The sequence below is a fragment of the Gilliamella sp. W8136 genome (assembly GCF_016101285.1).
GTDB lineage: Bacteria > Pseudomonadota > Gammaproteobacteria > Enterobacterales > Orbaceae > Gilliamella > Gilliamella apicola_N.
The window spans coordinates 172,404-195,847 of record NZ_JACFQU010000004.1 but is presented as its reverse complement, the minus strand read 5'-3'; the positions used below and the strand labels follow the sequence as shown (position 1 = coordinate 195,847).

Below are 23,444 nucleotides of genomic sequence, written 5' to 3'. Positions count from 1 at the left end.
CACATTTTGTTGTCTGATTATTGATTTTTGGCGAAACCATTTGATCATATGACAAGATGTGTATCTACCTTAACTTAATGATTTTGATAAAAATCATTAGGGGATTCATCAGTGCTTAACTTAGTTAATGGTAGATACGGGATATACTCACTATAGACGAGAATGCAGCTATAAGGCTTGCGAAACTAAAAACATAAAAAACAAATCGTACAAAATCTACTCCTCCAATACCATCTAATGCGATAATTATCACGACCACAATGGCTGCACCCATTGACTGACCTGTTGTTCTGGCTGTCGACAACATTCCAGAAGCAATAACAGTTCGATTTTTTTTAACATTAGTAAACATTTCTCTATTATTGGGAGGGATAAATAAACCATAGCCTAATCCACAAATAGCGACTCGCCATAAAATATTAATCGTAGATACAGTTTCAGGTAAAAAAGCTAATGAGCTTAATCCTAAACAAAAAAGGACTGCACCGATTGAAGATATTTTAGTTGGATTAAAATGATTAGAAAGTATGCCCGCTAGTGGTGCACAAAAAGCTACAGCTACAGGCCATGGAGTAAATATAAATGCGGATTCAAGTACTGAATAACCATAAGTATGCTGTAATACAAATGGTAAACTGACCAATGCTATTCCTTGAGATATAAAAATCAAAATTGAAGAAATTACGGCCAAACTGTATATCTTGGAACGAAATATATCTAACGGCAATAAGGGATATTTAGAATGATTTTGAATTTTAATAAATATGATAAATAAAATCATAGCAATAAAAATACAAAATATAAGCGTTTTATTATTCCAATGCCCTATTTGATCAACTGCAACGACAATTAACCCCAATGCAGGTAGATTTCCGAAGAAATGTTCAGTGAAAGATAGAGCGGAAAATATCATTTATAATTTTGAATAATTTGATAAATATAGCTAAAAAAATATCTTGTAATAGTAAAAAAATTGCCCTCCAAATTGATAACGAAACGGTATAGACTCCTGAATAATTTTTACAAATATCACTGTTTTTACTGAAACGTATGCGTTACCTGAAACTTTTTAACAAATTTGTTTTATGAAAAATTTCTTATTTTATTTAAAAGATTAATTCATCTTGATCTTTGTTACGGTGTTGGCATAATCATTTAAGCAATAATTGATTTTAAAAGGATTTATAAGATGAATAAAAAAATCTTACGCATTACTGTCGTTTCAATGGCTTGGTTGGCTGCCGTTTTTGCTGTGAATGCTTATCAAATTGAATGTCCTAAAGCACTCAAAGTTAAAACATCTGTCGAAAACCTTCCTGATGGCTGGGAAGTTATTGAGAGTGAAGATAGTGCTTTATATGAACCTGCTAGCCTATCTGTTTTTTACAATAAACCCGTTAAAATGATAGAACAAAAGCCTCAAGAAACTTTAATCGGTCGTAAAAATTGGGGTAAACAGTTTGAGCTTACATGGCTGGTAAGTCCGCCTATTGAAGATGTGCCATTTTATGTCAATTGTAGTTATGACGGAAGTTTTATCCAATTGATAAAAAAAATTGATCGTTCGGTAAATATTTGCAAGAGTTTTTATTCTGAGGATAAATATGGCAAAGTAGAAAATAGTATTGTTTCACTTAACTGTACCAATAATGAAACAAACGAAACAAATAATTAGGTCTAAACTTTATTATCAAACTAGAATAATTAATAATCGAATTTATTAAAAGGGCAATTATAGCGATCCAATGTTTTTATGTAATTGTCGTAATTATTTTAATATTAATTGTTTTTCCTATTTATTAATAGCAAAGACAGTTTTTAAAGGAAACTAGAATATGAAAGGAAAAAGATTATACAGCGCTATGATAACCATCGCTTGTTTGGCAAGTGTTTTTACTGTAAATGCATATCAGATTGATTGTCCAAAAGAGATGACAATCAAAGTCAAAGTTGAAGAAATGCCAGATGGATGGGAAATTTCGGAAGATAGAACTTACACTTCATCTTTTTTTAATTTGGGACTTTTTTATGATAAACCCGCTAACAAAGCTTCATTGGTACCTGCAAGAGGCACAATTGATGGTCAACAACAAAAATTAGTATGGGAAGTGAATCATGTCAAAGATACCGCTCCTTATTATGTTGTTTGTCAATATGCGAGCGGAGTTGCAATCACCAAAAAGATTGATCTTTCAATGAAGAGTTGCTGGGCGCTCTATTCAGAAGATAAAGATACAAAACAAGGATCGCTCCACTGTAGTGTGAGTGAAGCAAAGAATCTGCATTAGTCTATTTGATGTACAAATCTTTCAATACAAAAATCATATTTGAATGAAAGGAGAGAGCAAAACCTTTTGAATCATGACCCGTATCTTTAAGGACTTTTTTTAAAGATAGCGTATTTGTGATTCATGTTAGATGTAATTGTGATTTTAATTCCTATGTTTTTGATGGTTATTGATCTTTGAGTAATAAAAAAGTAATTCCATTGATTAATTGAAATTGGGATTGAGATAATTTTAGATATTTATGTCCTGTTGGTGTGTCGTTATGTTTAAAAATCATATTAACTCTTTTTTCGACACACCAGTTTCAGTATTTATTAAAAAATTTAATCTACCACCACTGATAAAAATGGTGCGTTGGACCAATTCCTTGACCAATGTTTAACTCATCTGCATGAGTAATTGCACCTTGCAAATAGTCTTTCGCTTGCTGTATGGCATCTTCTAAACCATGTTTAGGCAACAGTGCCGCAATTGCTGCTGATAATGTGCAACCGGTGCCATGAGTATTTTTAGTTTGAATTCGCGGTGAGACCATTCTAATCGTTTGCATTGGGGTTATTAAATAATCCGGGCTCTCTGGACTGGGTAAATGCCCGCCTTTCATTAAAACTGCTTTACAACCTAATTTCAATAACTCATAACCTTGCTGTAGCATTTGATCTTCGTTCTTTGCTTCTTCACAATCGAGTAACGTTGCCGCTTCGGGAAGATTGGGTGTTATTACTGTTGCTAAAGGTATCAATTGTTCACGAATTGCGCTAACAGAGTCAGATTTTAACAGCGTATGTCCCCCTTTAGCGATCATCACCGTATCAAGCACAATGTTAGCAATAGGGTTATTGTTCAGCAGATGATAAACAGTCGTTACGATCTCTTTATTCATTAGCATTCCCATTTTCACGCTATCAATTTTTATATCGTGATATAGGGTATTAAATTGTTTAGCCACAAATGTAGGATCAATTGCCAATACGCTATCAACGCCTTGGGTACTTTGTGCGGTAAGGGCGGTGATTACTGACATTCCATAGGCTCCGAGAGCTGAAAAGGCTTTTAAATCTGCTTGGATACCTGCACCGCCACTTGGATCAGAACCGGCAATGGTTAAAACAACGGTTGTCATAATATTACCCCTTATTTTTTTGAGCTTGTTGGATTTTTTCAATTAGCGATAGTGTGGCTTGTTGTATATCTTTTTGACCGCAAATTGCCGAAACGACAGCAATGCCTTCAATACCACTTTGCAATATTGGGGTAGCATTATTGGCATTAATGCCACCTATTGCCACAGCAGGGCGCTGTTTTAGCTTAACTAATTGAGTTAATTGTGGCATGCCCATTGCTGGTGCGGCATCTTGTTTAGTGGTGGTAGGATAAATTGGACCAATCCCAATATAATCGACAAGTTGCCATGGGACTTCATTAAGTTGTTGGCGATTAGCGACCGAAAATCCTAACCATTTGTCATTGCCAATTAATTTACGTGTGACATCGACTGGTAAATCGCTTTGCCCAATATGGACACCATCGGCATCAATTGCTAGGGCTATATCAACATGATCGTTAATAAATAAAGGAACACGGGTATCGCTTAACACTTCTTTTAATGCTAATGCTGCGTAATACCAATTTTTACCAGAAAATTCATGTTCTGATCTTAATTGAACGGCGGTTACCCCATTAGCAACAGCGATTTTTGTGGTCTCTACCATGCCAGTAATACCACCACATAAAATTGGATCTAGGACTAAATAGAGACTTAAGTCGAGAAGTTTATTCATCTGATTTCCTTATACTTGTGATGGGTTAAATAGTGAAAGCTGATCGATCAGCGATACAGCGTACGTGCCTAACCCTTGTTGTTTGTTGGCAAGCTCTCCAGCTTTTTTCATCATAAAACAGGCTGACGCTGTAGCAAGTAAGGTATTAGATGAGCCAGCAATAAAAGCTGCAACCATGGCTGATAATGAGCAACCAGTACCAGTAATTTTAGTTAATGCTATATCCCCGCCTGTGATGCTGTAAGTCTGTTTACCGTCAGTAATATAATCAATATCTCCGGTAATGCTAACGATGGTTTGATGTTTTTGGGCAAGCTGTTTAGCTGCATTTAAGGCCGATTCAGTAGAATCTTGACCGTCAGGACCTTTGGCAGATGAGTTATCACCATTTAAAGCTAATATTTCTGAAGCATTACCACGAATAACGGTAGGTTTATAACCAATTAATTGATGGACTATATCGGTACGATAAGCAAGTGCTGGTCCGACTGCGACCGGATCGAGTACCCATGGTATGTGATTTTTTTGAGCACTGGCAGCCGCTAATAACATGCTTTCTGCACTATTGCTATCAAGGGTGCCAACATTGATTAGTAAACAATTGGCAATTTGCACAAATGAGGCAACTTCTTGCTTAGCAATGACCATGGCTGGTGATGCACCAATTGCTAATAATACATTCGCTGTAAAATTTTGAACCACATCATTAGTAATACAGTGTACTAATGGATGTTGTTGTTTTACATGATCGATAAAAGATCTTGCTTGGGTTATTTGCAGGGCTTGAGTGGCAGACATATTCTTTCCTTACAACAAGTTATAAAGTTAGCTTAGGGAAGAGTGTGCCAATTGAGGACTTTTAAGGCTTAGACTTCCCTACGCTGGTATAATCCAGATCAGGTTCAACGGGTAAAATCTCAGTTTTTTGTGGGTAACAAAAAACACCCCGAGTCAAAAGAGCTTTTATTATGGACTGACTAATAATTTAACACAAGTTATTGTAATAATTTTTCTATATCGGTTATGTCACGTCGGTCAGGTAAGAAGATGATGAGATGATCGTTACTTTCGATGGTTAAGTCTGTATTAACGATAATCACATCTTCACCACGCACTACCGCACCAATGGTAGCACCAGAAGGTAATTTTAAACCGTTGATATTTTTACCCACCAGTTTGGAACTCTCTTTATCTCCATGTGCAATCACCTCGACAATTTCAGATTCGCCCTGTCTTAAAGAGACCACTTTAACAACCGCCGATTGTCTTACATGGCTTAATAGCTCTGAAATAGTGGCATGTTGTGGTGAAATGGCAATATCTATAACGCTATCATTAATTAGTTCAAGGTAGGCTTGCTTTTGGATTAAAACAATCACTTTTTTAGCGCCCATTCTTTTAGCTAACATGGATGACATAATGTTAGATTCATCGTCACTTGTTACAGCAATAAACAGATCTGTGAGTTCAACTTGTTCTTGTGATAGCAGCTCTTGATCTGACGATTCACCATGTAAAACCGTGGTATTAACCAGTTGTTCGGCAATTAATTCGGCACGTTCAGCGTTACGTTCAATTAATTTAACTTGATAGTCATTCTCTAAACGTTTAGCTAAAGCAATCGCGATGCCACCACCACCACTAATTATGATGCGTTTATAAGGTTTTTCTAGCCGCTGTAATTCACTTGTTACTGCTTTGATATTGCTAGGTGGGGTGATGAAATAAACCATATCACCCGCTTCAATGAGTGTAGAGCCTAATGGGCGAATAAAGCGATTTTTTCGATATATTGCAACCACTCTGGCTTCAACATGGGGTAAATGTTCTTTCAGTTCAGACAATTCGCTTCCGACTAAGGCTCCACCATAGTAGGCCGTCACCGCAACCAAACATACACGGTTATCGTAAAAAGAGGCAAACTGTAACGAGCCTGGATATTGTACTAACTGACTTACGTGATTAGTAATTAGATTTTCTGGAGCAATAATATGGTCGATATTAATGCAATCTTTATTGAAAAATGGATATTTTTCGTCATTATATTCTGGTGCACGAATACGTGCGACTTTTTGCGGAATATTGAACATAACGTGACCTATTTGACAGGCCATCATATTCACTTCGTCCGAATTAGTGACGGCAACCAGCATATCAGCCGATTCAGCACCTGCACTTTCTAATACTTGTGGATATGATGATTTGCCACAAATGACCTGTAAATCAAAACGCTCTTGTAAAGATTGCAATTTATCATGATCTTCATCGACCACCGTTACATCGTTTTGTTTTTCGGTAACAAGGTATTCAGCTAAAGCACTGCCTGTTTGTCCAGCCCCAAGAATAATAATCTTCATAACTAACCCATATATTTAGATGGCTTTAATCGTTATTCACTAACTTCGTTGATTAAAGCCAATCTATACTATTTTTTTGTGATAGTTAGCGATTTTAAGTTATAACTATCAGTTTGTGGTTTAGCAGTTAATGGTTTATTTTTGTTAAAAACAGTTTATTAAAATTGTTTATACAAAACCAATTGCGTCATAAACCTTTTTCAAGGTTGGTTCGGCTTTTGAACGTGCTTTTTCTGCACCTTCTTGCATGATTGAATGTAAGTAACTTTCATCATCACGATATTGGTGATATTTAGTTTGTAACGCTGTTAACATATCAATCACTTGCGTTGCCACTTCAGTTTTAAGGTGTCCGTACATTTTGCCTTCAAACTCTTTTTCAAGTTCAGCAATAGGTTTACCTGTAATACCTGTTAAGATATCAAGTAAGTTAGATACACCAGCTTTATTTTTTAAATCATATCGTACGACTGGTGGTTCGTCAGAATCGGTCATTGCTCGTTTGATTTTCTTCTCAATGTCTTTAGGATTTTCGAGTAATCCAATCACATTATTGCGGTTTTCATCTGATTTAGACATTTTTTTGGTTGGATCTTGTAATGACATGACCCGTGCACCAACTTTAGCAATAAAAGGCTCTGGTACAGTAAAGATATCGCCATAAAGCGCATTAAAACGCATAGCAATATCACGCGATAATTCAAGGTGTTGCTTTTGATCGTCACCAACAGGTACTAAATTGGCTTGATATAATAAAATATCGGCAGCCATTAGAACAGGATAATCAAATAGACCTGCATTGATGTTTTCAGCATGGCGAGCTGATTTGTCCTTAAACTGTGTCATTCGACTGAGTTCACCAAAATAGGTGTAACAGTTTAATGCCCAACCCAGTTCAGCATGAGCGGGTACATGAGATTGTACAAAAATAGTGCTTTGCTTCGGATCGATGCCACATGCTAAATATAAGGCTAATGTATCAAGGGTCGCTTTACGCAATTTTTGTGGGTCTTGACGTACAGTAATTGCGTGCTGATTGACGATACAATAAACGCAATCATATTCGTTTTGCAACGCTACCCAGTTTTTTAAAGCCCCTAAATAGTTGCCAAGTGTTAGTTCGCCTGATGGCTGAGCGCCACTAAATACAATCGGTTTACTCATAATTTATTCCTAATCTAGTTATTTTTTATCTTTACTTATTATTTCTTAGCTTCAGCTTTAGGCTGAGGTAATAAGGTTAATATATCTTTAAAATCATCCAATAAAAAATCGGGATTGCTCGTTGCAATCGAGATGCCATAGTTATACCCATAAGTTAGTGCAACCGTCGGGCATTTGGCATTTTGTGCGGCAGTAATATCGTTTTTAGAATCGCCTACAAACAATAATTGATCGCTAAATAAACCAAAGGTTGCCATGACTTGGTATAACGGAGCAGGATGGGGTTTTAATTTAATAACATCACCACCACCAAGCATTAGGGAAAAGTACTCTTTTATGCCAAGCGACGATAATAGGGCAGGCAAAAATTGAGCGGGCTTATTGGTTACCAGTGCCAGTGGATATTGATTCTCATGCAGCGTTTTTAAGGTTTCTTTCACATGCGGAAACAGCTTAGTTTCAGCATCCATCACTTTGTCATAATGTTGATTAAACAGGGTTTTAGCTTGGGAAAGTTGTTCAGTTGATGGAACAACATTGATCGCTTTAAAAATGCGCTCTAACATTACATCAATGCCATTGCCAACAAAGTTTTTTACTTGTTCGTTTGTTATTGTGGGTAGTTTTAAATCTGCAAGCATGTTTTGTGCAGCAAGTGCAAGTCCTGGCACACTATCAACGAGTGTACCATCTAAATCAAAGGCGATTGCTTGAATATCTTGTAATTTATGCATGTGTTACTCCTGCTAACTGTTGGCGCATAGCGTCAATTACTGCTTTGTAATCGGGTTCACCAAAAATAGCCGAGCCCGCAACAAACATATCGGCCCCAGCTTTGGCAATTTCGGCAATGTTGTCAACTTTTACGCCACCATCGACTTCTAAACGAATATCTCGTCCTGAATCAATAATGCGTTTTCTGGTTTGTTGTAATTTTTTTAAGGTAGATGGAATAAAAGACTGTCCACCAAAACCAGGGTTAACGCTCATTAATAAAATAATATCAATTTTATCAATAATATAATCTAAGTAATCTAAAGGGGTAGCTGGATTAAGCACAATACCAGCACTGCAACCATGATCTTTGATTAATTGTATCGAGCGATCCAAATGGATGGTCGCTTCTGGATGAATAGAAATATTAGTAGCACCCGCTTTAGCAAAAGAGGTAATTAATTCTTCAACCGGTGAAACCATTAAATGCACATCAATGGGTGCAGTGATCCCATAGTCACGTAACGCTTTGCAAAACATTGAACCCATAGTTAGATTGGGTACAAAATGATTATCCATTACATCAAAATGGATAACATCGGCGCCAGCATCAAGTACTTTTTGAGTATCTTCACCAAGACGAGCAAAATCAGCGGATAGTATGGATGGTGCTATAATAAATTCTTTCATAACCTACCTCTAAATAATCAACTTTACATATGAGCCTACTCATGACTTTTTATATAAAGCTAAAATTTCATCAATCTTTTTTCTACTTCCACCAGCACAACTGATTGAACGACGCATTTCTGCTCGATAAAGATGACTCGCTTTATTATATAGCGTCATGGTGTAATCAGTATAATGGTTAGACACCAGTACGGGTATATTTTTTTTGTATGCCACTGTTTCCGCTAATTTTGACAAATTTTCATGCTCTTCAAAGCCAAAAATATTGGAATAATAAGAGGTAAATCCCCCTGATTTATTAGGTGGAATATAAGGTGGATCACAATATATCACCGAATTCTGTCCAGCCTTTTGCATCACTTCGTGATAGGGCGCACAAATAAACTCAGCTTTTTGTGCTTTTTCAGCAAAAAAGTAAAGTTCTTTTTCAGGAAAATAGACTGTTTTATATCGACCAAAAGGTACATTAAATTTTCCGTTAGTATTATAACGACATAAACCGTTATAACCATGTCGATTAAAATAGACAAAGAGTAACGATCTTAAATACTGATCGTTGCTACCATTAAAAACATCTCGGAGTTGGTAAAATGCCTCAGATTGATTATTTTGCTCATTAAATAATGGTCTAAGATCATTAATAAATTGATCAGGGTTTGTTTTTAGTAGTTTGAATAGTGCAATTAAATCATGATTGATATCAGCTAAAATATAACTTTTGTAATCGGTATTTAAAAAAACAGAACCTGCGCCAACAAAAGGTTCAATTAATTGCTCCCCTTCTGGTAGATATTGCTTAATTGTGTCTACAAGCGCATACTTTCCTCCGGCCCATTTTAAAAAGGCTCGTTGCTTCTTCAACGGTTGCTCCTATTTTTTCGTTGCTAGTAGGATAAATGGACGATATCCTTTATTAATTTACTATTTTTTCTTTATTTACTTCTGCTCCCGATTTAACCCATGGTTTATCTTTTTGGAGAGCAGCGGGTAGTGATTTGATCGCTTTATGAGCCTCATCAAGTGATGAATAATTACCTTTAACTAAAATAAACCATTTACCATTGCTGTATTGAGTTTCATAAATCTGGTAATCCGTTATTTTATTTTGTGTAACAAATTTTTTTAAGCCCTCAGCCGACCTAGATGCAGTAATTTGAATCACATAATGATCATCTCTTATCCTAAAGTTTTTAGCTAAACTATTGTTGTCATCGTTTAGATTAGCTATCTTTTTAGTTGGTTTTTTTTCGCCATTACGATTGGCATTTGACGCCACATTAGGATTATCAGTTGAACTTATACCACTCATGTTTGTTTCAGATGGTTTTGGCACGTCAGATCTAGATGGAGTTGATCTTTCTGAATTTGCTAAAGCATTATCAGGTGTCTTTCCATTATCTGTAACATTACTCTGTCCATTATAAACAGTATTAGTCGTATCCGTTTCATCTGTTGAAGCAACACCGTTAACCACAGGAGGCGTTAATGGCGTTGGTTCGCTTGTTCGTGAAGGTCGGAAAATAATCAAGCTAAGTAATAAAAAAATAATTAGGATTATTAAACCGCAAATAATAAGTTTTTTCTTTGGATAATTTTGAAGAAAATCTGGTAATTTTAATGGGAGCGTTGAATCCTTGTTAGGTTGTTCTGATATATAACGATCGTCTTTATCTACACGCATATTGACTCCTTAACCTATCAAAAGATTTATAGCCTCACAAAGCACCATTATTTCTAAAATAAGCGACTTAAATTTGCTCTATTTTCTCAATAATATAACTTGCAACACCTTTAGCACTTTGTTCATCAGTTTTGATTGTAATATCCGCAATTTCTTCATAAAGAGGTTCGCGCTCTCCAGCAAGTTCTTCATAAAGCTCTCTTGGAGTATTGCTACCTTGTAAAAGTGGGCGACGTTTATCTTTTTGAGTTCTAGCCATTTGTTTTTCAATGGTTGTTTCAAGATAAACAACAATGCCACGAGCCGATAATCGATTGCGCGTCTCTTTCGATAGCACTGAACCACCACCAGTAGCAAGTACTACACCTTGTTTTTCAGTCAATTCATTAATGACTTTTTCTTCTCTGGCTCGGAATCCGTCTTCACCCTCTAAATCAAAAATCCATGCAATATCAGCGCCTGTACGTTTTTCAATCTCTTGGTCTGAATCAAAAAATTCCATGCCTAGCTGTTGTGCAATCTGTCGGCCAATTGTGCTTTTTCCTGCCCCCATTGGGCCAATTAGAAAGATATTTCGCTTTTCTGCCATTGTAGTTTCATCATCTATTAATTTTGGTTAAAATATACAACACAACGTTAATGTTCTATGATTTATTTAATCATTTACATTGTTAACGGTGTAACTTTTCTTGGATCTCCGTCTAACGACAAAAATTTAGGTCGGTAATTATCTCAATAGATAGTACCTTTTTGCAATAAGTATTTATAATAGTTTTTAGCTTATTCCTGCTTGGTGTAAATCATGAATATTTAATGCGCCTACTAATTCACCAGCACTATTAACCACAGGTGCTGCAGTAATATTATGATCATTAAATGATTTTAGTGCTTCGACCGCTTTCCAATTCTCAGGTATTTGAAAGCCAGGGCTAGTCATAACAGCGCTAATGCTATCTTGCAATGTACCATTTTTGAGCAATAACCGGCGTAAGTCCCCGTCGGTAAAAACACCAATTATTTTATTATTATCCTGACAGATTGCAACTAAACCCACTCCAGTACGGCTTAATTCTAACATGGCGTCTAATACGGTTGCAGTGTGTGGTACTTTTGGAATTAAATCACCTTGTCGCATGACATCTTTAACATGGTTGAGTAATTTAGCCCCCAAACTACCCGCAGGATGAGAGCGAGCAAAATCCTCTTCTTTAAATCCACGTGCACGCATCACAGCAATAGCAAGCGCATCACCCATGAGTAGCGTATTGGTTGAGCTTGAAGTCGGTGCAAGTCCCATTGGGCACGCTTCTTCTTCGATAGATATATCAAGCACAGCTTGTGCTGATTTAGCTAACGGCGAATCCAATCTACCCGTAATTGCTATCACAGGTACGTTCATTGATGAAAGTATCGGTAAAATAAAATTAAATTCCTTTGCTCGTCCAGAATATGAGATAAGAATCGCTACATCATTTTCAGTGACCATACCTAAATCCCCATGTAAGGCTTCAGATGGGTGCATGAAAAAAGCGGGGCTACCAGTACTGGCTAATGATGCTGCAATTTTTTTTCCAATATGCCCCGATTTTCCAATACCTGATACCACGACTTTCCCTTTATTCGATAAAATAAGCTGACAAGCTTCAACAAAATCTTTACCTAGTCTATCGGGTAATTTTTGGGCTTCGTGAAGTTCTAATTCAAGAAGTTCTCGACCATATTGTAACAATTTGTTCATGTTTACTAACCTAATGTAATTAACTATAATTAAATCATAATACTATAATCGATAAAAAAGAGTAGCTGATTACAGTCAATCATATGGCTAACAGTGTATCAATTAACTATACAAGATTCAAAAAAAGAAAGTTTTTATGTAAAAAAGTTTCAGGAGAAGATAACGTTTCAGTAAAAAATTATTGATGAATTTACCCTAAAATCCTAAAGCAACTTTTATCCCCAATGTTATTAAAATAATACCTAATAATTTATCGATAATAATTTGTATTTTAAAGTATCTTCTTTGTACCGCTTGTGTTTGAAATATATAGACAACAAAAGGCCACCAAAAAACAGCTTCTATCCAAATAATAAGTGCTACGAGTAGTTTATCCATTATTGATGAATCGGCATGCAATACCTGAGTGAAAATTGCTAAGAAAAATAATGTTGCTTTAGGATTAAGTAGGTTGCAAAACAGGCCTTGCATAAAGGCTGTTTTAGCAGAAATACATTTATTGTTTGATTGCTGTGTAAGATAAGTTGTACCGGTGTTTTTTGCTAATAACGCTTTTATTCCGATCCATAACAAGTAAGCTGAACCCGCATAACGTAACCCATTATAAAGTATTGGTGTTGTTGCAATGAGTATGGCAATACCTGCAACACAATAACTCATATGAATTAATATCGCCATAATTACGCCCAGACAAGACATCAACGCAGTTTTTCGGCTATAACTTAAACTGTTTTTTAAAATCAAAAAGAAATCTGGTCCAGGTGAAATCATCCCTAAAAAACTGATAGTAGTGACTAAAATTAATGTATCAGCCGTCATTTTGTACCTATTTAAATAGTTGCGCAGAGTTATTTATTGTTGCAATTTTTGATTTATTTTGTTCAATAAATTGTTTTTTATTGAAATTTGGCTCAGTTAGGTAATCTGTTAAAAATTTAGCATTACTTTCAACTTGTGCGCCATTTAAAATTAAACGCGGTAAATCAATTTGGTAGATGACTTGATCGGGCGTTTTATGTAAATTTTCACTCTTAGCATTGGTCAGTAAGTAAAGTTTACGCTCTTTTTCTGATAGGCGATTAATTGTTGCTGTGCCTGCACCCATCATTAAATGGTCGGGGAAAATATAAAATACAGTATTATCTAATAATCCATTATCTTTTAAGTGTCGGATAAATTGTCCAACATTATAATCGAGTGAAGCTGCAACAAATGACATATTATCATTTTTAGGTGATATAACTGACTTCATGCGCTCATCATTAAAACCATTCGGCGCATGAGTTGAAACTGTTGAAATAAATAACGCAAATGGTTTACCTGATTGATTCATATCGATAATTTGTTTTTGAGCTATATCTAAAATATCCTTGTCATATAATCCAAATGGGGCATTAGGGTATTGACCAACATAATTTTCTTCCGAGACGATTTGCATACCAAATAACCCTGCCGTATGACCAATTCCAGCGAAATTAGGACCCGCCATTACATAACGTGTTTGGTAGCCTGCTTGTCTTAATACATCACCCAAGCTTACTAATTGTGTTTGATCTGCTTTCATTAATGGGGAAGTTGTGTATCCTCCAATTAGAAACGGCATGCCTGTCATATAAGTATACATTGAAGCGGTAGTCCAACTACTGCCAGCACTCATTGGCATATTAGCAAAGAAAGTATAATCTTGGCGTAACTGTCGTAAGTTGGGTGTAATTTCTTCAAAATCTAAAAAACCTTGTTCAAAGGATTCAAGAGATAAAACAATAATATTTTTGCCCTTTTGACTCACAATCTGATCTTTGGTTGGATAATCAACCATATTTAATGATGCTAGTGCTTGTTTAAATGGTTCGCGAGGTGCACTTGTTACTTGATATATTTCATATAAACGACTTAAAGGGCCGTTATGGTAACTTATTGAGATGATTGCAAGACTGGCAAATAATAAGCGGATAAATAACCGACATTTAGATTTGCATAGATTGGCTAATTTTGACAATAAAAATACCAATCCTAAAAAGACCGCAATAACTAATACTGCTTGCAGTTTGAAAATGAATAACCCTTCAATGATATCATTTACATTTAAATTCACATAAAACTGATAGTCAATAAAACCACCACTAAAGTAGACAGAGGTGAGTTCCATCACGATAAGAACGGTCATGAATGTGATGGTCACTAATTGCCATTTTTTTTGTTCAAATAGTGAAGCAAAAATAATAGTTAATACCAAAAAAGGCAAAATAACGAGCGTAGATAAGGGCATAAAACGTGTTACTCAATAATCAATTTTGGTAACAGTATATACATAATATTAATAAATAAAAAAGTGCTATTGTAATTTTGTGATAATCAAAATTGATTTGCCATGTTACTTTTATAATTACTTAATTATTTATTTCTATATAATAATCTATAGGTAAAATTGATTTATGTTAATTAAATAATTGGCAATTAACTTTTTCAGTTTTAATATTAACCTCATCAAGTAAAAGGAATAATTAAAGGTGATGATATGAAAAAATTAACTATCTTTGTATTGTTTATGTTTAGTCCGTTACTCTCCTTTGCTAATGGACCTGATTGTTATACTTGGCCTATGAATATGACCGAAGGTTGGCTAAAAAATATGAATATTGTGGATATTGTGGATTTAGATGAATCGAAAACTCGAATTATCCAATTAGCATCACAAGAGATCGAAAAAGGTTTATATAATCAAATTTATCATTTTGTTTTCTACGATAACAAAGGGAATAGTTACGAAGTTATTACTCAAAATAATGCTTCGGACGAAGAATGCTCAATGAGTCAGGTCAATCATTACTTAGTATCACAAAGTAATGTACATTAATGGTGAATATAACATTATATTAGTAAATTCAATATTTTTAATGCTTGTTATAAAGTAACAAAGGAATTTTAAGGTAATAATATGAGGAAACTTTCTATTCTAATGCTGTTGGTATCACTTCCACTGATGTCCCACGCCCAAGAGCTTGATTGCAAAGCTTGGTCTTTAGATAAAGCCAAAGAGTGGTTAAAAAGTAGTAATATTGTTGATAGTCAAAACTTGAGTGAATCAAAAATGAGAATCACACTTTTAGCGACTGAACAAAAAAGTAAAAATCTTTATACACAAATTTATCATTTTATTTTTTATGATAATCAAAATAAAGCTTATGATGTGATCACTAAAAGTAATGCCTCTAAAACAGAATGTTTTGGTGACGTAGATAGTTATTTTATTTCAAAACGCCAGATCAACCATTTAAACTAAACAATTAAATTAAAAAAAAGATTTAATCCATTAATGTTCAATTTTACTTGTCAAGGAAACAGGTAAAAATAAAATTAAAACATAAGGTTATAAAATGAAAAAAATTTTTCTTATTGTAGGAGTAATGTTATGGTCAACATACTCCTTTGCTAAAGCACCCGATTGTGCTTCTTTTCCGATGAATACTGCCGCGACATGGATGCAGAATGAAGGCATCCTTGCTAAGGAGGATATAGCTTCTTCAAAAACTAAAATAAATTTATTGGCATCAGAAAAAAAAATTAACACCAATAAAATGATTAAAAAGAAGTTTATCTATACAAATATCTATAATTTCGTTTTTTATGACGATGATGGCAAAAGTTATCAAGTTATCACTAAAATTGATACAGTTGAATTACCTAAAAATAGGATTGATTGTTCGTATGGTGGTTTTAGCGAATTTTATTTTGTCTCAAAAGAAGGGGGATTTTGAGACTTAAAATTGTCACTCCTAGTAGTTTTCAAAGATTAGGGTAATAATAAAAACAGCCTTATTTAATTACCGTTTTAATATAAATTTTTTTTATAATTAAAAAAAAAGATTGAAATAATACGCTGATTAAGTGAGGATAATTGCTAATGATGATTTTTTTTAAATCAGTGCAGTAAAGCTTAATAGTTAATGCAATTAATAACTAGGAGTCAATATGTTCAGTAAAGATATGACCATTGCCACTTATGATAAAGAATTATGGGATGCAATTAAAGGTGAAGAGCAACGTCAAGAGGATCATCTTGAATTAATCGCATCGGAAAATTATACCAGTCCTCGAGTAATGCAAGCACAAGGATCGCAATTAACCAATAAATATGCCGAAGGTTACCCTGGCAAACGTTATTATGGTGGTTGTGAGTATGTTGATATTGTCGAGACTTTAGCTATTGAGCGAGCAAAAACTTTGTTTGGTGCTGATTATGCTAATGTGCAACCGCATTCGGGTTCACAGGCTAATTTTGCTGTTTATATGGCATTATTAAAACCAGGTGATACAGTACTAGGCATGAATTTGTCAGAAGGCGGGCATCTAACACATGGTTCACCTGTAAGTTTTTCTGGTAAATTATATAATGTCGTCGCTTATGGTGTAGACGAAACTGGCCATATTGATTATGAACAATTAGAAAAAATAGCCTTAGATTCAAAACCTAAAATGATTATTGGTGGGTTCTCTGCTTATTCAGGCGTGGTCGATTGGAAACGTATGCGTGAAATTGCTGATAGTGTCGGAGCGTTCTTGTTTGTGGATATGGCGCATGTGGCAGGTCTAGTTGCAGCAGGCGTATATCCTAATCCAGTACCTTTTGCTCATGTTGTTACCACGACAACTCATAAAACATTAGGCGGACCACGTGGCGGGTTAATTCTAGCCAAAGGTGGCAGTGAAGAACTTTATAAAAAATTAAATTCGGCGGTTTTCCCTGGTGCACAAGGCGGGCCTTTAATGCATGTGATTGCCGCCAAAGCTGTAGCCTTAAAAGAAGCGATGGAACCAGCCTATAAAGAGTATCAACATCAAGTGATTAAAAATGCGCAAGCCATGGTTGATGTAATTTTGAAACGTGGTTATAAAGTGGTTTCAGGCGAAACGCAAAATCATCTATTTTTAATTGATCTAGTCGATAAAAAAATTACCGGTAAAGAAGCAGACGCCGCGTTAGGTAGCGCAAACATTACGGTAAATAAAAATAGTGTACCAAAAGATCCACAAAGTCCATTTGTAACTTCAGGTGTGCGTATCGGTTCACCAGCCATTACACGTCGAGGTTTTAAAGAAACAGAATCACGTGAGTTGGCAAATTGGATTTGTGATGTGTTAGATAACATTGATGACGAGCAAACCATTCAAGCGGTAAAAGCTAAAGTGTTAGATATTTGTCGCCGTTTACCGGTTTATCAACATTGATTGACTATTATTTAGTTAAGCATTGCCGATAAATCGATCGGCAATTAGTTTGTATTGGCTATCGGATTAAATCTCCAATAGCCATTTTGTTTTTTTAATGATTTTCACTTGTGTTACTATTGTTTTGCTTCTCTGACTGTTGTTGCACATTTTGTTCAGTATGATGTTGTGGTTCAAAAATTTTATCTAAATAACCTTCGTGCCAAAGCCAGCCACCACTAATAACCACACCTAATAATATGGCTAACCATAGAATAATGATGAAGTTATGATGATGTTGCTTCAATGGATCGCTTAAATTGCGTTTAGCATTGTCAGGCAGTTCGGCTTTGCTTGTGAGCAATCCTCCTAACATTAAGTTGATTTTTACTTGTCCATTAATGGCCCATCCCGATGCTTCAAGTAATGGTCCGAGAGTACGACGACGTAGTTTTAACCATGCTAAAATCACCGAAGGACCAGATACAATCAAAAAGAGTCCAATAATGACTAATGGAAATTGCCACCAAGCGAGCGAAAAGATAGCCTGAAAGATAGACGCTAAAGCTGTGCCAATAGCACCAATGGCTAAGCCAATTGCAGCAAAAATCCCCATACTTTTACCGATATCAAATTTATTAGCAGGATTTTGTAAGGCTTGTTCGCTAGACTTATCTATATCAGCATCTTTGTCTGTTGCCCACTTATTAATTTGTTCGGTAATTAAACGACCAATACGTTGATAAGGCGCCCAAATGGCTTGTTGAATACTAATTGGCTTGGTGATTATTTTAACCACATTGGCATCCCAATCATTGCCATTATTATCAATAAACACACCATTACGACCTTCAATCAATAAATCACCTTGTCCTGCGGTCATCGCTGCCGCAATCAGTTTCTTTTCACCCTGACGAGTGCATTCGCAGTAGAGTAAACAGAGCTCAGAATAATTTGCCATATTGGCATGTTTGGCAATGTTATCGACGGCGACACAAAGGGTAGCACAGCGACCATCAATATACAGTTTACCAAGCTGGAAAGCGGCTCTTTTTTTAAGTGAGAAGAAATCAGCAAACGAGGCAAAATTAACCAGTAAACGATAAAGATGTTTATGAAACAGAACTAACTTTTCAAGCACAAGTACATCCGATGCTGAAATAGGGGTTTGGTTATCTTGTTCGATCATCTGCTTAAATTCTGTAAATAAATCCGAATTTAGCAAACTGGTAATAACATCATTGTGAATATCTTCTATACTAGCTGTTGGTTCGGTTGCAACCTTTAACTGAGTCAGTTCGGGTTTTGAACTAATTAGCGTAGTGTAGGCTTGTAAACTTTGTTGAATATTTTGCCACTCTTGCTGGGTAAGTTGGTCAGGATTTGATAATGATGAGGCAACTAATGTTTTAAAACGACTGATCTTATCTTTCCAAAGTGGATTGAGCCCATTGACTAAATCAAGATAATTGGTGGAATCAATTTTTGATAAAGGTAATTCAGCCAAAGCTTCGTCTGACAGTAAACCATTTTCAGTTGGGACAATATATTTTTCATCAACATTAAGTGCGGTTTGTGCTTGTGGGGCATACTCGGCCAATTCAACACGTAAAAAATAATCATCAATTTTGGGTTTTAAAAGTTGGACTAATTTCCAAATTTCTGCTCGGTCTTCACCAAAGGGTGTTTGGGTATTACTGATATCGGTTTGCCACTTCTGCCAAGTTTTTAAATTATCAACAAAAGTTTGCGCAATCTCTAAGTCAATACCATCTTGCCCACTCATATCTTTTTGGGCACCGGTTGTTTTAATGGCGGTTTGAATAAATGTTTGCATTTCAGGTGATAATTCGGCAGAAGGTGGAAAAATTAAATCACCATTGTAAAGTTTACCTGCATTAACTTTTATCGACTCTTGTACATCTTCTTGGGTTAAATAATTTATATCATGCTTATTTAAATTAGCAAGAATGCTGTGTGCTGTAACTGACAGTTTTTTACCTTGTTCTGTTGAGGTGTTGATTTCAGATAAGGGTAATGTGTCAGAGGAGTTTAAAATCGTCTGAAATGATAATATTTTGTCTTTGGTCCAACTAATTGCATCTAAAATATCCGGTATACGAATGCGTCCATCTTGGTCAGTATCGAGTAAAGCTAAAGTTCGTTCATCAAAATCTAAACCTGTTGTTGGGCAGCTTAACGCTACCCACAATTTGGGATCTAAATCGGGTAGATTGATAATGTCGTTAGCGTTCTTAAATACAACTTGATCTAATCCACCAACTCGTTGGAATGTCCACATATGACTCATAAATAACCTCCGCACCAAAATATTATTAGTATATTCAATTGGTAATAATTTTTTTTAACTATAATTATTAATAAATATAGCTCTATTTGTTTTTGTTATAGAAGAGAAGGGTAGTTCTCATTTTGTAAGGGTTTTCTTTCTTTGAAAGTTGATTTTTAGCTGCCTTTCACAACTTTGTGATAGAATAACGCTTTATTATTTAATATCCAAATAAAAATCATAAATATGTCATTAATTAATCTTACCAATGCTTATCTTTCATTCAGTGATGCGCCTTTATTAGATCATATTGATATGTCGATCGAAGTGAACGAACGCGTTTGTCTTGTAGGTCGTAATGGTGCAGGTAAATCCACTTTACTTAAAGTGCTTAATAAAGAAGTACCATTGGATGAAGGACAAATTGTTTATGAAAATAATGTTGTTGTGTCACGCTTACAACAAGATCCGCCCCGTGATGTTCAAGGTAATGTATTCGATTTTGTGGCGGAAGGATTACAAGAACAAGCTCAGTTGTTAAAAGATTATCACGAATTATCGCATCGAGTTGAGCAAGAACCCAGTGAAAGTAATTTAGCGAAACTAGCTAAAATGCAAGAACAGCTCGATCACCAAAATGGTTGGCAACTTGAAAATCGAATTCGTAATGTGATTTCATCGTTATCCCTAGATAGTGAAGCTCAATTATCATCACTTTCTGGAGGTTGGCTGCGTAAGGCTGCTTTAGCTAAAGCTTTGGTTTGTCAACCAACCGTTTTATTACTTGATGAACCAACTAACCATTTAGACATTGAAACCATTAAATGGTTAGAAGAATTTTTAAAAAGCTTTAATGGTAGCATTGTATTTATTTCACATGACCGTTCATTCATTCGTCAAATGGCGACACGAATTATTGATTTAGATCGTGGCAAAATCGCCTCTTGGAGTGGTAATTATGATAATTACTTACTTGGTAAAGAAGAAGCGTTGCGTGTTGAAGAGCTGCAAAACGCCGAATTCGATAAAAAATTAGCGCAAGAAGAGGTGTGGATCCGTCAAGGTATCAAAGCGCGTCGTACTCGTAATGAAGGGCGTGTACGAGCATTGAAAGCTATGCGACAAGAGTATTCTGAGCGTCGTAAAGTGATGGGCAGCGCTAAAATGCAAATTGAGGAAGCGTTACGTTCCGGAAAAATCGTTTTTGAATTGGAAAACGTGACTTATCAAGTTGATGATAAATTATTAGTCAATGACTTTTCAGTGCAAGTTTTACGAGGTGATAAGATTGCCCTGATTGGTCCTAATGGTATTGGTAAAACGACTTTGTTAAAACTGATGCTTGGTAATTTAACACCAACTTCGGGCAGCGTACATTGTGGCACTAAGCTTGAGGTCGCCTATTTTGATCAGCATCGTTTAGAGCTGGATCCCGAAAAAACAGTAATGGATAACTTGGCCGAAGGCAAGCAAGAGGTGATGGTAAACGGTCGTTCGCGTCATGTATTGGGTTATTTGCAGGATTTCTTGTTTCCACCTAAACGAGCCAGAACGCCAGTTAGGGCATTGTCTGGCGGAGAACGTAACCGATTGTTATTGGCAAAACTGTTCTTAAAACCTAGCAATTTACTGGTATTAGACGAACCAACAAACGATTTAGATATTGAAACGTTGGAATTGTTAGAAGAACTGGTCAATGATTATCAAGGAACTGTTTTATTGGTAAGCCATGATCGGCAATTTGTTGATAATGTTGTTACGCAATGTTGGTTCTTCGAAGATAAAGGGCATATTGGTATTTATGCTGGAGGTTATGCTGATGCGTTGCAACAACAGCAGCAGGCTCAACCCGTTAAAGTTTCGACGGTAAATAGCAGTCAACAACCTAAAAAAGAATCAAATACGGTCAATAATCAGAATAAAGAATCTGCGGTTAAAAAGAAAGTAAAACTTAGCTATAACGAACAACGTGAATTAGCCCAGTTGCCAAGCAAAATAGAACAGCTTGAAATTGCGATTGCTGATTTACAAGCGCAAATTGGTCAAAGTGACTTTTTTAATCAACCTCATGATATAACCAGTCCCATTTTACAATCATTAAGTGATAAAGAAGCCGAATTAGAAGCTGTGTTTGACCGCTGGGAACAGTTAGAAGCACTTAGTCAGCAGTAATGAATTTTACTGCCAATCAATAAACAAAATTAATAAGCGCTGTTACAACCAGCGCTTATTTGCTTTTTACCAAGTTTTTTTGGATAAAACGAAGAAAAGAAGTAACGCAAGGATCACAAAAATAGCACCGACTAACCCAATATAATCTGTTGACAGTTTTACTAACACTTGGCTGCCGACAAAGGCTCCTCCGCCAATACCAATATTATAAATTCCTGAATAAACAGATGTGGCAATGTCAGTTGCATCGGGTGCTACATCGATCACTTTACTTTGCATGACCATACCAATAATTGTAATTGCTAATCCCCAGATCATGCCTTGCATCATCGCGGTGTAGAGATTAAATGAGCTGAAGTAGAGTGATAATAAGCACGCCATCAATAATATTACAGGTATAACTAATATCGCTGTTGGGTATTTACTTGAGTATCGAGTGAAAATGACACTGCCAATCATGCCTGAAAATCCAATAACTAATAATAGATGGACGACAATTTCTTGACTGAATCCTCCCACTCTCATCATAAATGGCGTAATGTAAGTATAGGCAGTAAAATGTCCGGTGATTATAATAGCCGTTAATAAGTAAATATTAAGTAAGGCCGGACGTTTTAGCACTTTGGGTAGATCCTTGATAGAAATGGTGTTAATACTAGGTACTTTAGGAAGTAAGTAAATCAATAAAACTAAAATACCAAAGGCAATGCCACCAATACATAAAAACGTGATACGCCAACCAACTAATTCTCCTATTTTGGTACCAATAGGAATGCCGAGTACCGTTGCCATAGATGTGCCTACTACAATAAAGCTCATCGCTTTGGCCTTTTTGCCATTCGGCGCTAATCGAACCGCTAATGGCGTGGTAATAGCCCAAAATACTGCATGTGCACAAGCGATACCAATACGAGCTGTCATTAAGCTATAAAAATTCCAAGCAAAGCCAGCTAATAGATGGCTACCGATAAATAGACAAAACAGAAAAATAAGGAGTTTACGACGCTCCATTTTGGATGTTAATACTGTTAAGGGTAATGATAGTAATGATACCGCCCAAGCGTATATCGTTAATAATAACCCTGCATGAGCGACATCCATCGAAAAGCTTTCCGCAATATTAGGCAGTAAACCAACCGGTACAAATTCGGTGGTATTGAAAATAAATCCAGCAAAAGCTAAACAAAGAATCGACGACCAGATCCGAGAGCGCTTTTTAGCATTATTCATGATTTTACTTAAAGATGGGATAAATTGATTAGTGGTAATTATAACTGAATATTGACCATTGTTACATATATCGAATTAATAAATCTTAACAAAGGCCACCCGTTGTAGTAAGGTGGCATAAACTTCATTAT

The 23,444-nt window shown here is 35.7% G+C and carries 23 protein-coding genes and 1 riboswitch; of the genes, 7 read left to right on the top strand and 16 right to left on the bottom strand.

Annotated features, from left to right (window positions below; translation table 11 throughout):
* Positions 1 to 124: 124 nt before the first annotated feature.
* Positions 125 to 913 carry an MFS transporter gene (locus tag H3T96_RS03875; protein WP_144091503.1) on the bottom strand — a complete coding sequence of 263 codons (789 nt, stop codon included), beginning with the start codon at positions 911 to 913 and terminating at the stop codon, positions 125 to 127.
* 276 nt (positions 914 to 1,189) lie between these two features.
* Here H3T96_RS03875 and H3T96_RS03870 point away from each other — a divergent pair, with 276 nt between their 5' ends.
* Positions 1,190 to 1,675 carry an STY0301 family protein gene (locus H3T96_RS03870; protein WP_144091504.1) on the top strand — a complete coding sequence of 162 codons (486 nt, stop codon included), beginning with the start codon at positions 1,190 to 1,192 and terminating at the stop codon, positions 1,673 to 1,675.
* 160 nt (positions 1,676 to 1,835) lie between these two features.
* Complete coding sequence (locus H3T96_RS03865; protein WP_144091505.1) at positions 1,836 to 2,288, top strand: STY0301 family protein; 453 nt, start codon at positions 1,836 to 1,838, stop codon at positions 2,286 to 2,288.
* A gap of 328 nt (positions 2,289 to 2,616) precedes the next feature.
* On the opposite strand, the gene thiD is transcribed toward H3T96_RS03865, so the two are convergent.
* From thiD to H3T96_RS03800, 13 genes are all read right to left on the bottom strand, one after another.
* On the bottom strand, positions 2,617 to 3,411 hold the full coding sequence (gene thiD / locus H3T96_RS03860; RefSeq protein WP_144091506.1) for a bifunctional hydroxymethylpyrimidine kinase/phosphomethylpyrimidine kinase: 795 nt from the start codon (positions 3,409 to 3,411) through the stop codon (positions 2,617 to 2,619).
* A 4-nt stretch (positions 3,412 to 3,415) separates the two neighbouring features.
* Complete coding sequence (gene thiE / locus H3T96_RS03855; protein ID WP_039127553.1) at positions 3,416 to 4,069, bottom strand: thiamine phosphate synthase; 654 nt, start codon at positions 4,067 to 4,069, stop codon at positions 3,416 to 3,418.
* Between the two features lie 9 nt (positions 4,070 to 4,078).
* Complete coding sequence (gene thiM, locus H3T96_RS03850; protein WP_144091507.1) at positions 4,079 to 4,867, bottom strand: hydroxyethylthiazole kinase; 789 nt, start codon at positions 4,865 to 4,867, stop codon at positions 4,079 to 4,081.
* A gap of 58 nt (positions 4,868 to 4,925) precedes the next feature.
* A riboswitch (TPP riboswitch) is annotated at positions 4,926 to 5,028 on the bottom strand.
* 36 nt (positions 5,029 to 5,064) lie between these two features.
* Positions 5,065 to 6,426, bottom strand: coding sequence for a Trk system potassium transporter TrkA (gene trkA / locus H3T96_RS03845; RefSeq protein WP_065738633.1), 1,362 nt, complete (start codon positions 6,424 to 6,426; stop codon positions 5,065 to 5,067).
* A 168-nt stretch (positions 6,427 to 6,594) separates the two neighbouring features.
* Positions 6,595 to 7,590 (bottom strand): tryptophan--tRNA ligase, encoded by a 996-nt coding sequence (gene trpS, locus H3T96_RS03840; protein WP_039127545.1) that lies wholly within the window; start codon positions 7,588 to 7,590, stop codon positions 6,595 to 6,597.
* 38 nt (positions 7,591 to 7,628) lie between these two features.
* Positions 7,629 to 8,324 (bottom strand): phosphoglycolate phosphatase, encoded by a 696-nt coding sequence (locus tag H3T96_RS03835; protein WP_144091508.1) that lies wholly within the window; start codon positions 8,322 to 8,324, stop codon positions 7,629 to 7,631.
* Positions 8,317 to 8,994: a ribulose-phosphate 3-epimerase gene (gene rpe / locus H3T96_RS03830; protein ID WP_144091509.1), complete on the bottom strand. Its 678-nt coding sequence runs from the start codon at positions 8,992 to 8,994 to the stop codon at positions 8,317 to 8,319. Before rpe ends, H3T96_RS03835 begins: the two co-directional genes overlap by 8 nt.
* 39 nt (positions 8,995 to 9,033) lie before the next feature.
* Positions 9,034 to 9,855, bottom strand: coding sequence for a Dam family site-specific DNA-(adenine-N6)-methyltransferase (locus H3T96_RS03825; RefSeq protein ID WP_039127536.1), 822 nt, complete (start codon positions 9,853 to 9,855; stop codon positions 9,034 to 9,036).
* A 52-nt stretch (positions 9,856 to 9,907) separates the two neighbouring features.
* Positions 9,908 to 10,675 carry an SPOR domain-containing protein gene (locus H3T96_RS03820; RefSeq protein WP_039127534.1) on the bottom strand — a complete coding sequence of 256 codons (768 nt, stop codon included), beginning with the start codon at positions 10,673 to 10,675 and terminating at the stop codon, positions 9,908 to 9,910.
* Between the two features lie 67 nt (positions 10,676 to 10,742).
* Positions 10,743 to 11,264, bottom strand: a complete 522-nt coding sequence (gene aroK, locus H3T96_RS03815; RefSeq protein ID WP_039127531.1) for a shikimate kinase AroK — start codon at positions 11,262 to 11,264, stop codon at positions 10,743 to 10,745.
* Positions 11,265 to 11,450: 186 nt separating this feature from the next.
* Positions 11,451 to 12,413 (bottom strand): arabinose-5-phosphate isomerase GutQ, encoded by a 963-nt coding sequence (gene gutQ, locus H3T96_RS03810; protein WP_086326159.1) that lies wholly within the window; start codon positions 12,411 to 12,413, stop codon positions 11,451 to 11,453.
* Between the two features lie 195 nt (positions 12,414 to 12,608).
* Complete coding sequence (locus tag H3T96_RS03805; RefSeq protein WP_144091510.1) at positions 12,609 to 13,232, bottom strand: LysE family transporter; 624 nt, start codon at positions 13,230 to 13,232, stop codon at positions 12,609 to 12,611.
* Positions 13,233 to 13,239: 7 nt separating this feature from the next.
* Positions 13,240 to 14,682: an LTA synthase family protein gene (locus tag H3T96_RS03800; protein WP_144091511.1), complete on the bottom strand. Its 1,443-nt coding sequence runs from the start codon at positions 14,680 to 14,682 to the stop codon at positions 13,240 to 13,242.
* Positions 14,683 to 14,931: 249 nt separating this feature from the next.
* Between H3T96_RS03800 and H3T96_RS03795 the strand changes: the two genes are divergently transcribed.
* The 4 genes from H3T96_RS03795 (at position 14,932) to glyA (ending at position 17,642) form a co-directional block, all read left to right on the top strand.
* The gene (locus tag H3T96_RS03795; protein WP_039127520.1) at positions 14,932 to 15,270 is read left to right on the top strand and encodes a hypothetical protein; all 339 of its coding nucleotides are present in this window, start codon (positions 14,932 to 14,934) and stop codon (positions 15,268 to 15,270) included.
* An 81-nt stretch (positions 15,271 to 15,351) separates the two neighbouring features.
* Entirely contained in the window at positions 15,352 to 15,696 is a 345-nt protein-coding gene (locus H3T96_RS03790) for a hypothetical protein (RefSeq protein WP_144091512.1), read from the top strand.
* A 94-nt stretch (positions 15,697 to 15,790) separates the two neighbouring features.
* On the top strand, positions 15,791 to 16,171 hold the full coding sequence (locus H3T96_RS03785) for a hypothetical protein (RefSeq protein WP_198248588.1): 381 nt from the start codon (positions 15,791 to 15,793) through the stop codon (positions 16,169 to 16,171).
* A gap of 214 nt (positions 16,172 to 16,385) precedes the next feature.
* On the top strand, positions 16,386 to 17,642 hold the full coding sequence (glyA, locus tag H3T96_RS03780; RefSeq protein WP_039127514.1) for a serine hydroxymethyltransferase: 1,257 nt from the start codon (positions 16,386 to 16,388) through the stop codon (positions 17,640 to 17,642).
* Positions 17,643 to 17,736: 94 nt separating this feature from the next.
* On the opposite strand, the gene H3T96_RS03775 is transcribed toward glyA, so the two are convergent.
* Complete coding sequence (locus H3T96_RS03775) at positions 17,737 to 19,932, bottom strand: MerC domain-containing protein (protein ID WP_144091513.1); 2,196 nt, start codon at positions 19,930 to 19,932, stop codon at positions 17,737 to 17,739.
* A 225-nt stretch (positions 19,933 to 20,157) separates the two neighbouring features.
* On the opposite strand from H3T96_RS03775, the gene H3T96_RS03770 reads away from it, so the two are divergent.
* Complete coding sequence (locus tag H3T96_RS03770) at positions 20,158 to 22,083, top strand: ABC transporter ATP-binding protein (RefSeq protein ID WP_144091514.1); 1,926 nt, start codon at positions 20,158 to 20,160, stop codon at positions 22,081 to 22,083.
* Positions 22,084 to 22,149: 66 nt separating this feature from the next.
* Here the strand turns inward: H3T96_RS03770 and H3T96_RS03765 are convergent, their stop codons facing one another.
* Entirely contained in the window at positions 22,150 to 23,313 is a 1,164-nt protein-coding gene (locus H3T96_RS03765) for a sugar transporter (RefSeq protein ID WP_065603577.1), read from the bottom strand.
* Positions 23,314 to 23,444: the final 131 nt, after the last annotated feature.

Coding starts and splice junctions, on each gene's coding strand:
- H3T96_RS03875 (WP_144091503.1), bottom strand. CDS start 913: ATGATATTTTCCGCTCTATCTTTCACTGAACATTTCTTCGGAAATCTA.
- H3T96_RS03870 (WP_144091504.1), top strand. CDS start 1,190: ATGAATAAAAAAATCTTACGCATTACTGTCGTTTCAATGGCTTGGTTG.
- H3T96_RS03865 (WP_144091505.1), top strand. CDS start 1,836: ATGAAAGGAAAAAGATTATACAGCGCTATGATAACCATCGCTTGTTTG.
- thiD (WP_144091506.1), bottom strand. CDS start 3,411: ATGACAACCGTTGTTTTAACCATTGCCGGTTCTGATCCAAGTGGCGGT.
- thiE (WP_039127553.1), bottom strand. CDS start 4,069: ATGAATAAACTTCTCGACTTAAGTCTCTATTTAGTCCTAGATCCAATT.
- thiM (WP_144091507.1), bottom strand. CDS start 4,867: ATGTCTGCCACTCAAGCCCTGCAAATAACCCAAGCAAGATCTTTTATC.
- trkA (WP_065738633.1), bottom strand. CDS start 6,426: ATGAAGATTATTATTCTTGGGGCTGGACAAACAGGCAGTGCTTTAGCT.
- trpS (WP_039127545.1), bottom strand. CDS start 7,590: ATGAGTAAACCGATTGTATTTAGTGGCGCTCAGCCATCAGGCGAACTA.
- H3T96_RS03835 (WP_144091508.1), bottom strand. CDS start 8,324: ATGCATAAATTACAAGATATTCAAGCAATCGCCTTTGATTTAGATGGT.
- rpe (WP_144091509.1), bottom strand. CDS start 8,994: ATGAAAGAATTTATTATAGCACCATCCATACTATCCGCTGATTTTGCT.
- H3T96_RS03820 (WP_039127534.1), bottom strand. CDS start 10,675: ATGCGTGTAGATAAAGACGATCGTTATATATCAGAACAACCTAACAAG.
- aroK (WP_039127531.1), bottom strand. CDS start 11,264: ATGGCAGAAAAGCGAAATATCTTTCTAATTGGCCCAATGGGGGCAGGA.
- gutQ (WP_086326159.1), bottom strand. CDS start 12,413: ATGAACAAATTGTTACAATATGGTCGAGAACTTCTTGAATTAGAACTT.
- H3T96_RS03805 (WP_144091510.1), bottom strand. CDS start 13,232: ATGACGGCTGATACATTAATTTTAGTCACTACTATCAGTTTTTTAGGG.
- H3T96_RS03800 (WP_144091511.1), bottom strand. CDS start 14,682: ATGCCCTTATCTACGCTCGTTATTTTGCCTTTTTTGGTATTAACTATT.
- H3T96_RS03795 (WP_039127520.1), top strand. CDS start 14,932: ATGAAAAAATTAACTATCTTTGTATTGTTTATGTTTAGTCCGTTACTC.
- H3T96_RS03790 (WP_144091512.1), top strand. CDS start 15,352: ATGAGGAAACTTTCTATTCTAATGCTGTTGGTATCACTTCCACTGATG.
- H3T96_RS03785 (WP_198248588.1), top strand. CDS start 15,791: ATGAAAAAAATTTTTCTTATTGTAGGAGTAATGTTATGGTCAACATAC.
- glyA (WP_039127514.1), top strand. CDS start 16,386: ATGTTCAGTAAAGATATGACCATTGCCACTTATGATAAAGAATTATGG.
- H3T96_RS03775 (WP_144091513.1), bottom strand. CDS start 19,932: ATGAGTCATATGTGGACATTCCAACGAGTTGGTGGATTAGATCAAGTT.
- H3T96_RS03770 (WP_144091514.1), top strand. CDS start 20,158: ATGTCATTAATTAATCTTACCAATGCTTATCTTTCATTCAGTGATGCG.
- H3T96_RS03765 (WP_065603577.1), bottom strand. CDS start 23,313: ATGAATAATGCTAAAAAGCGCTCTCGGATCTGGTCGTCGATTCTTTGT.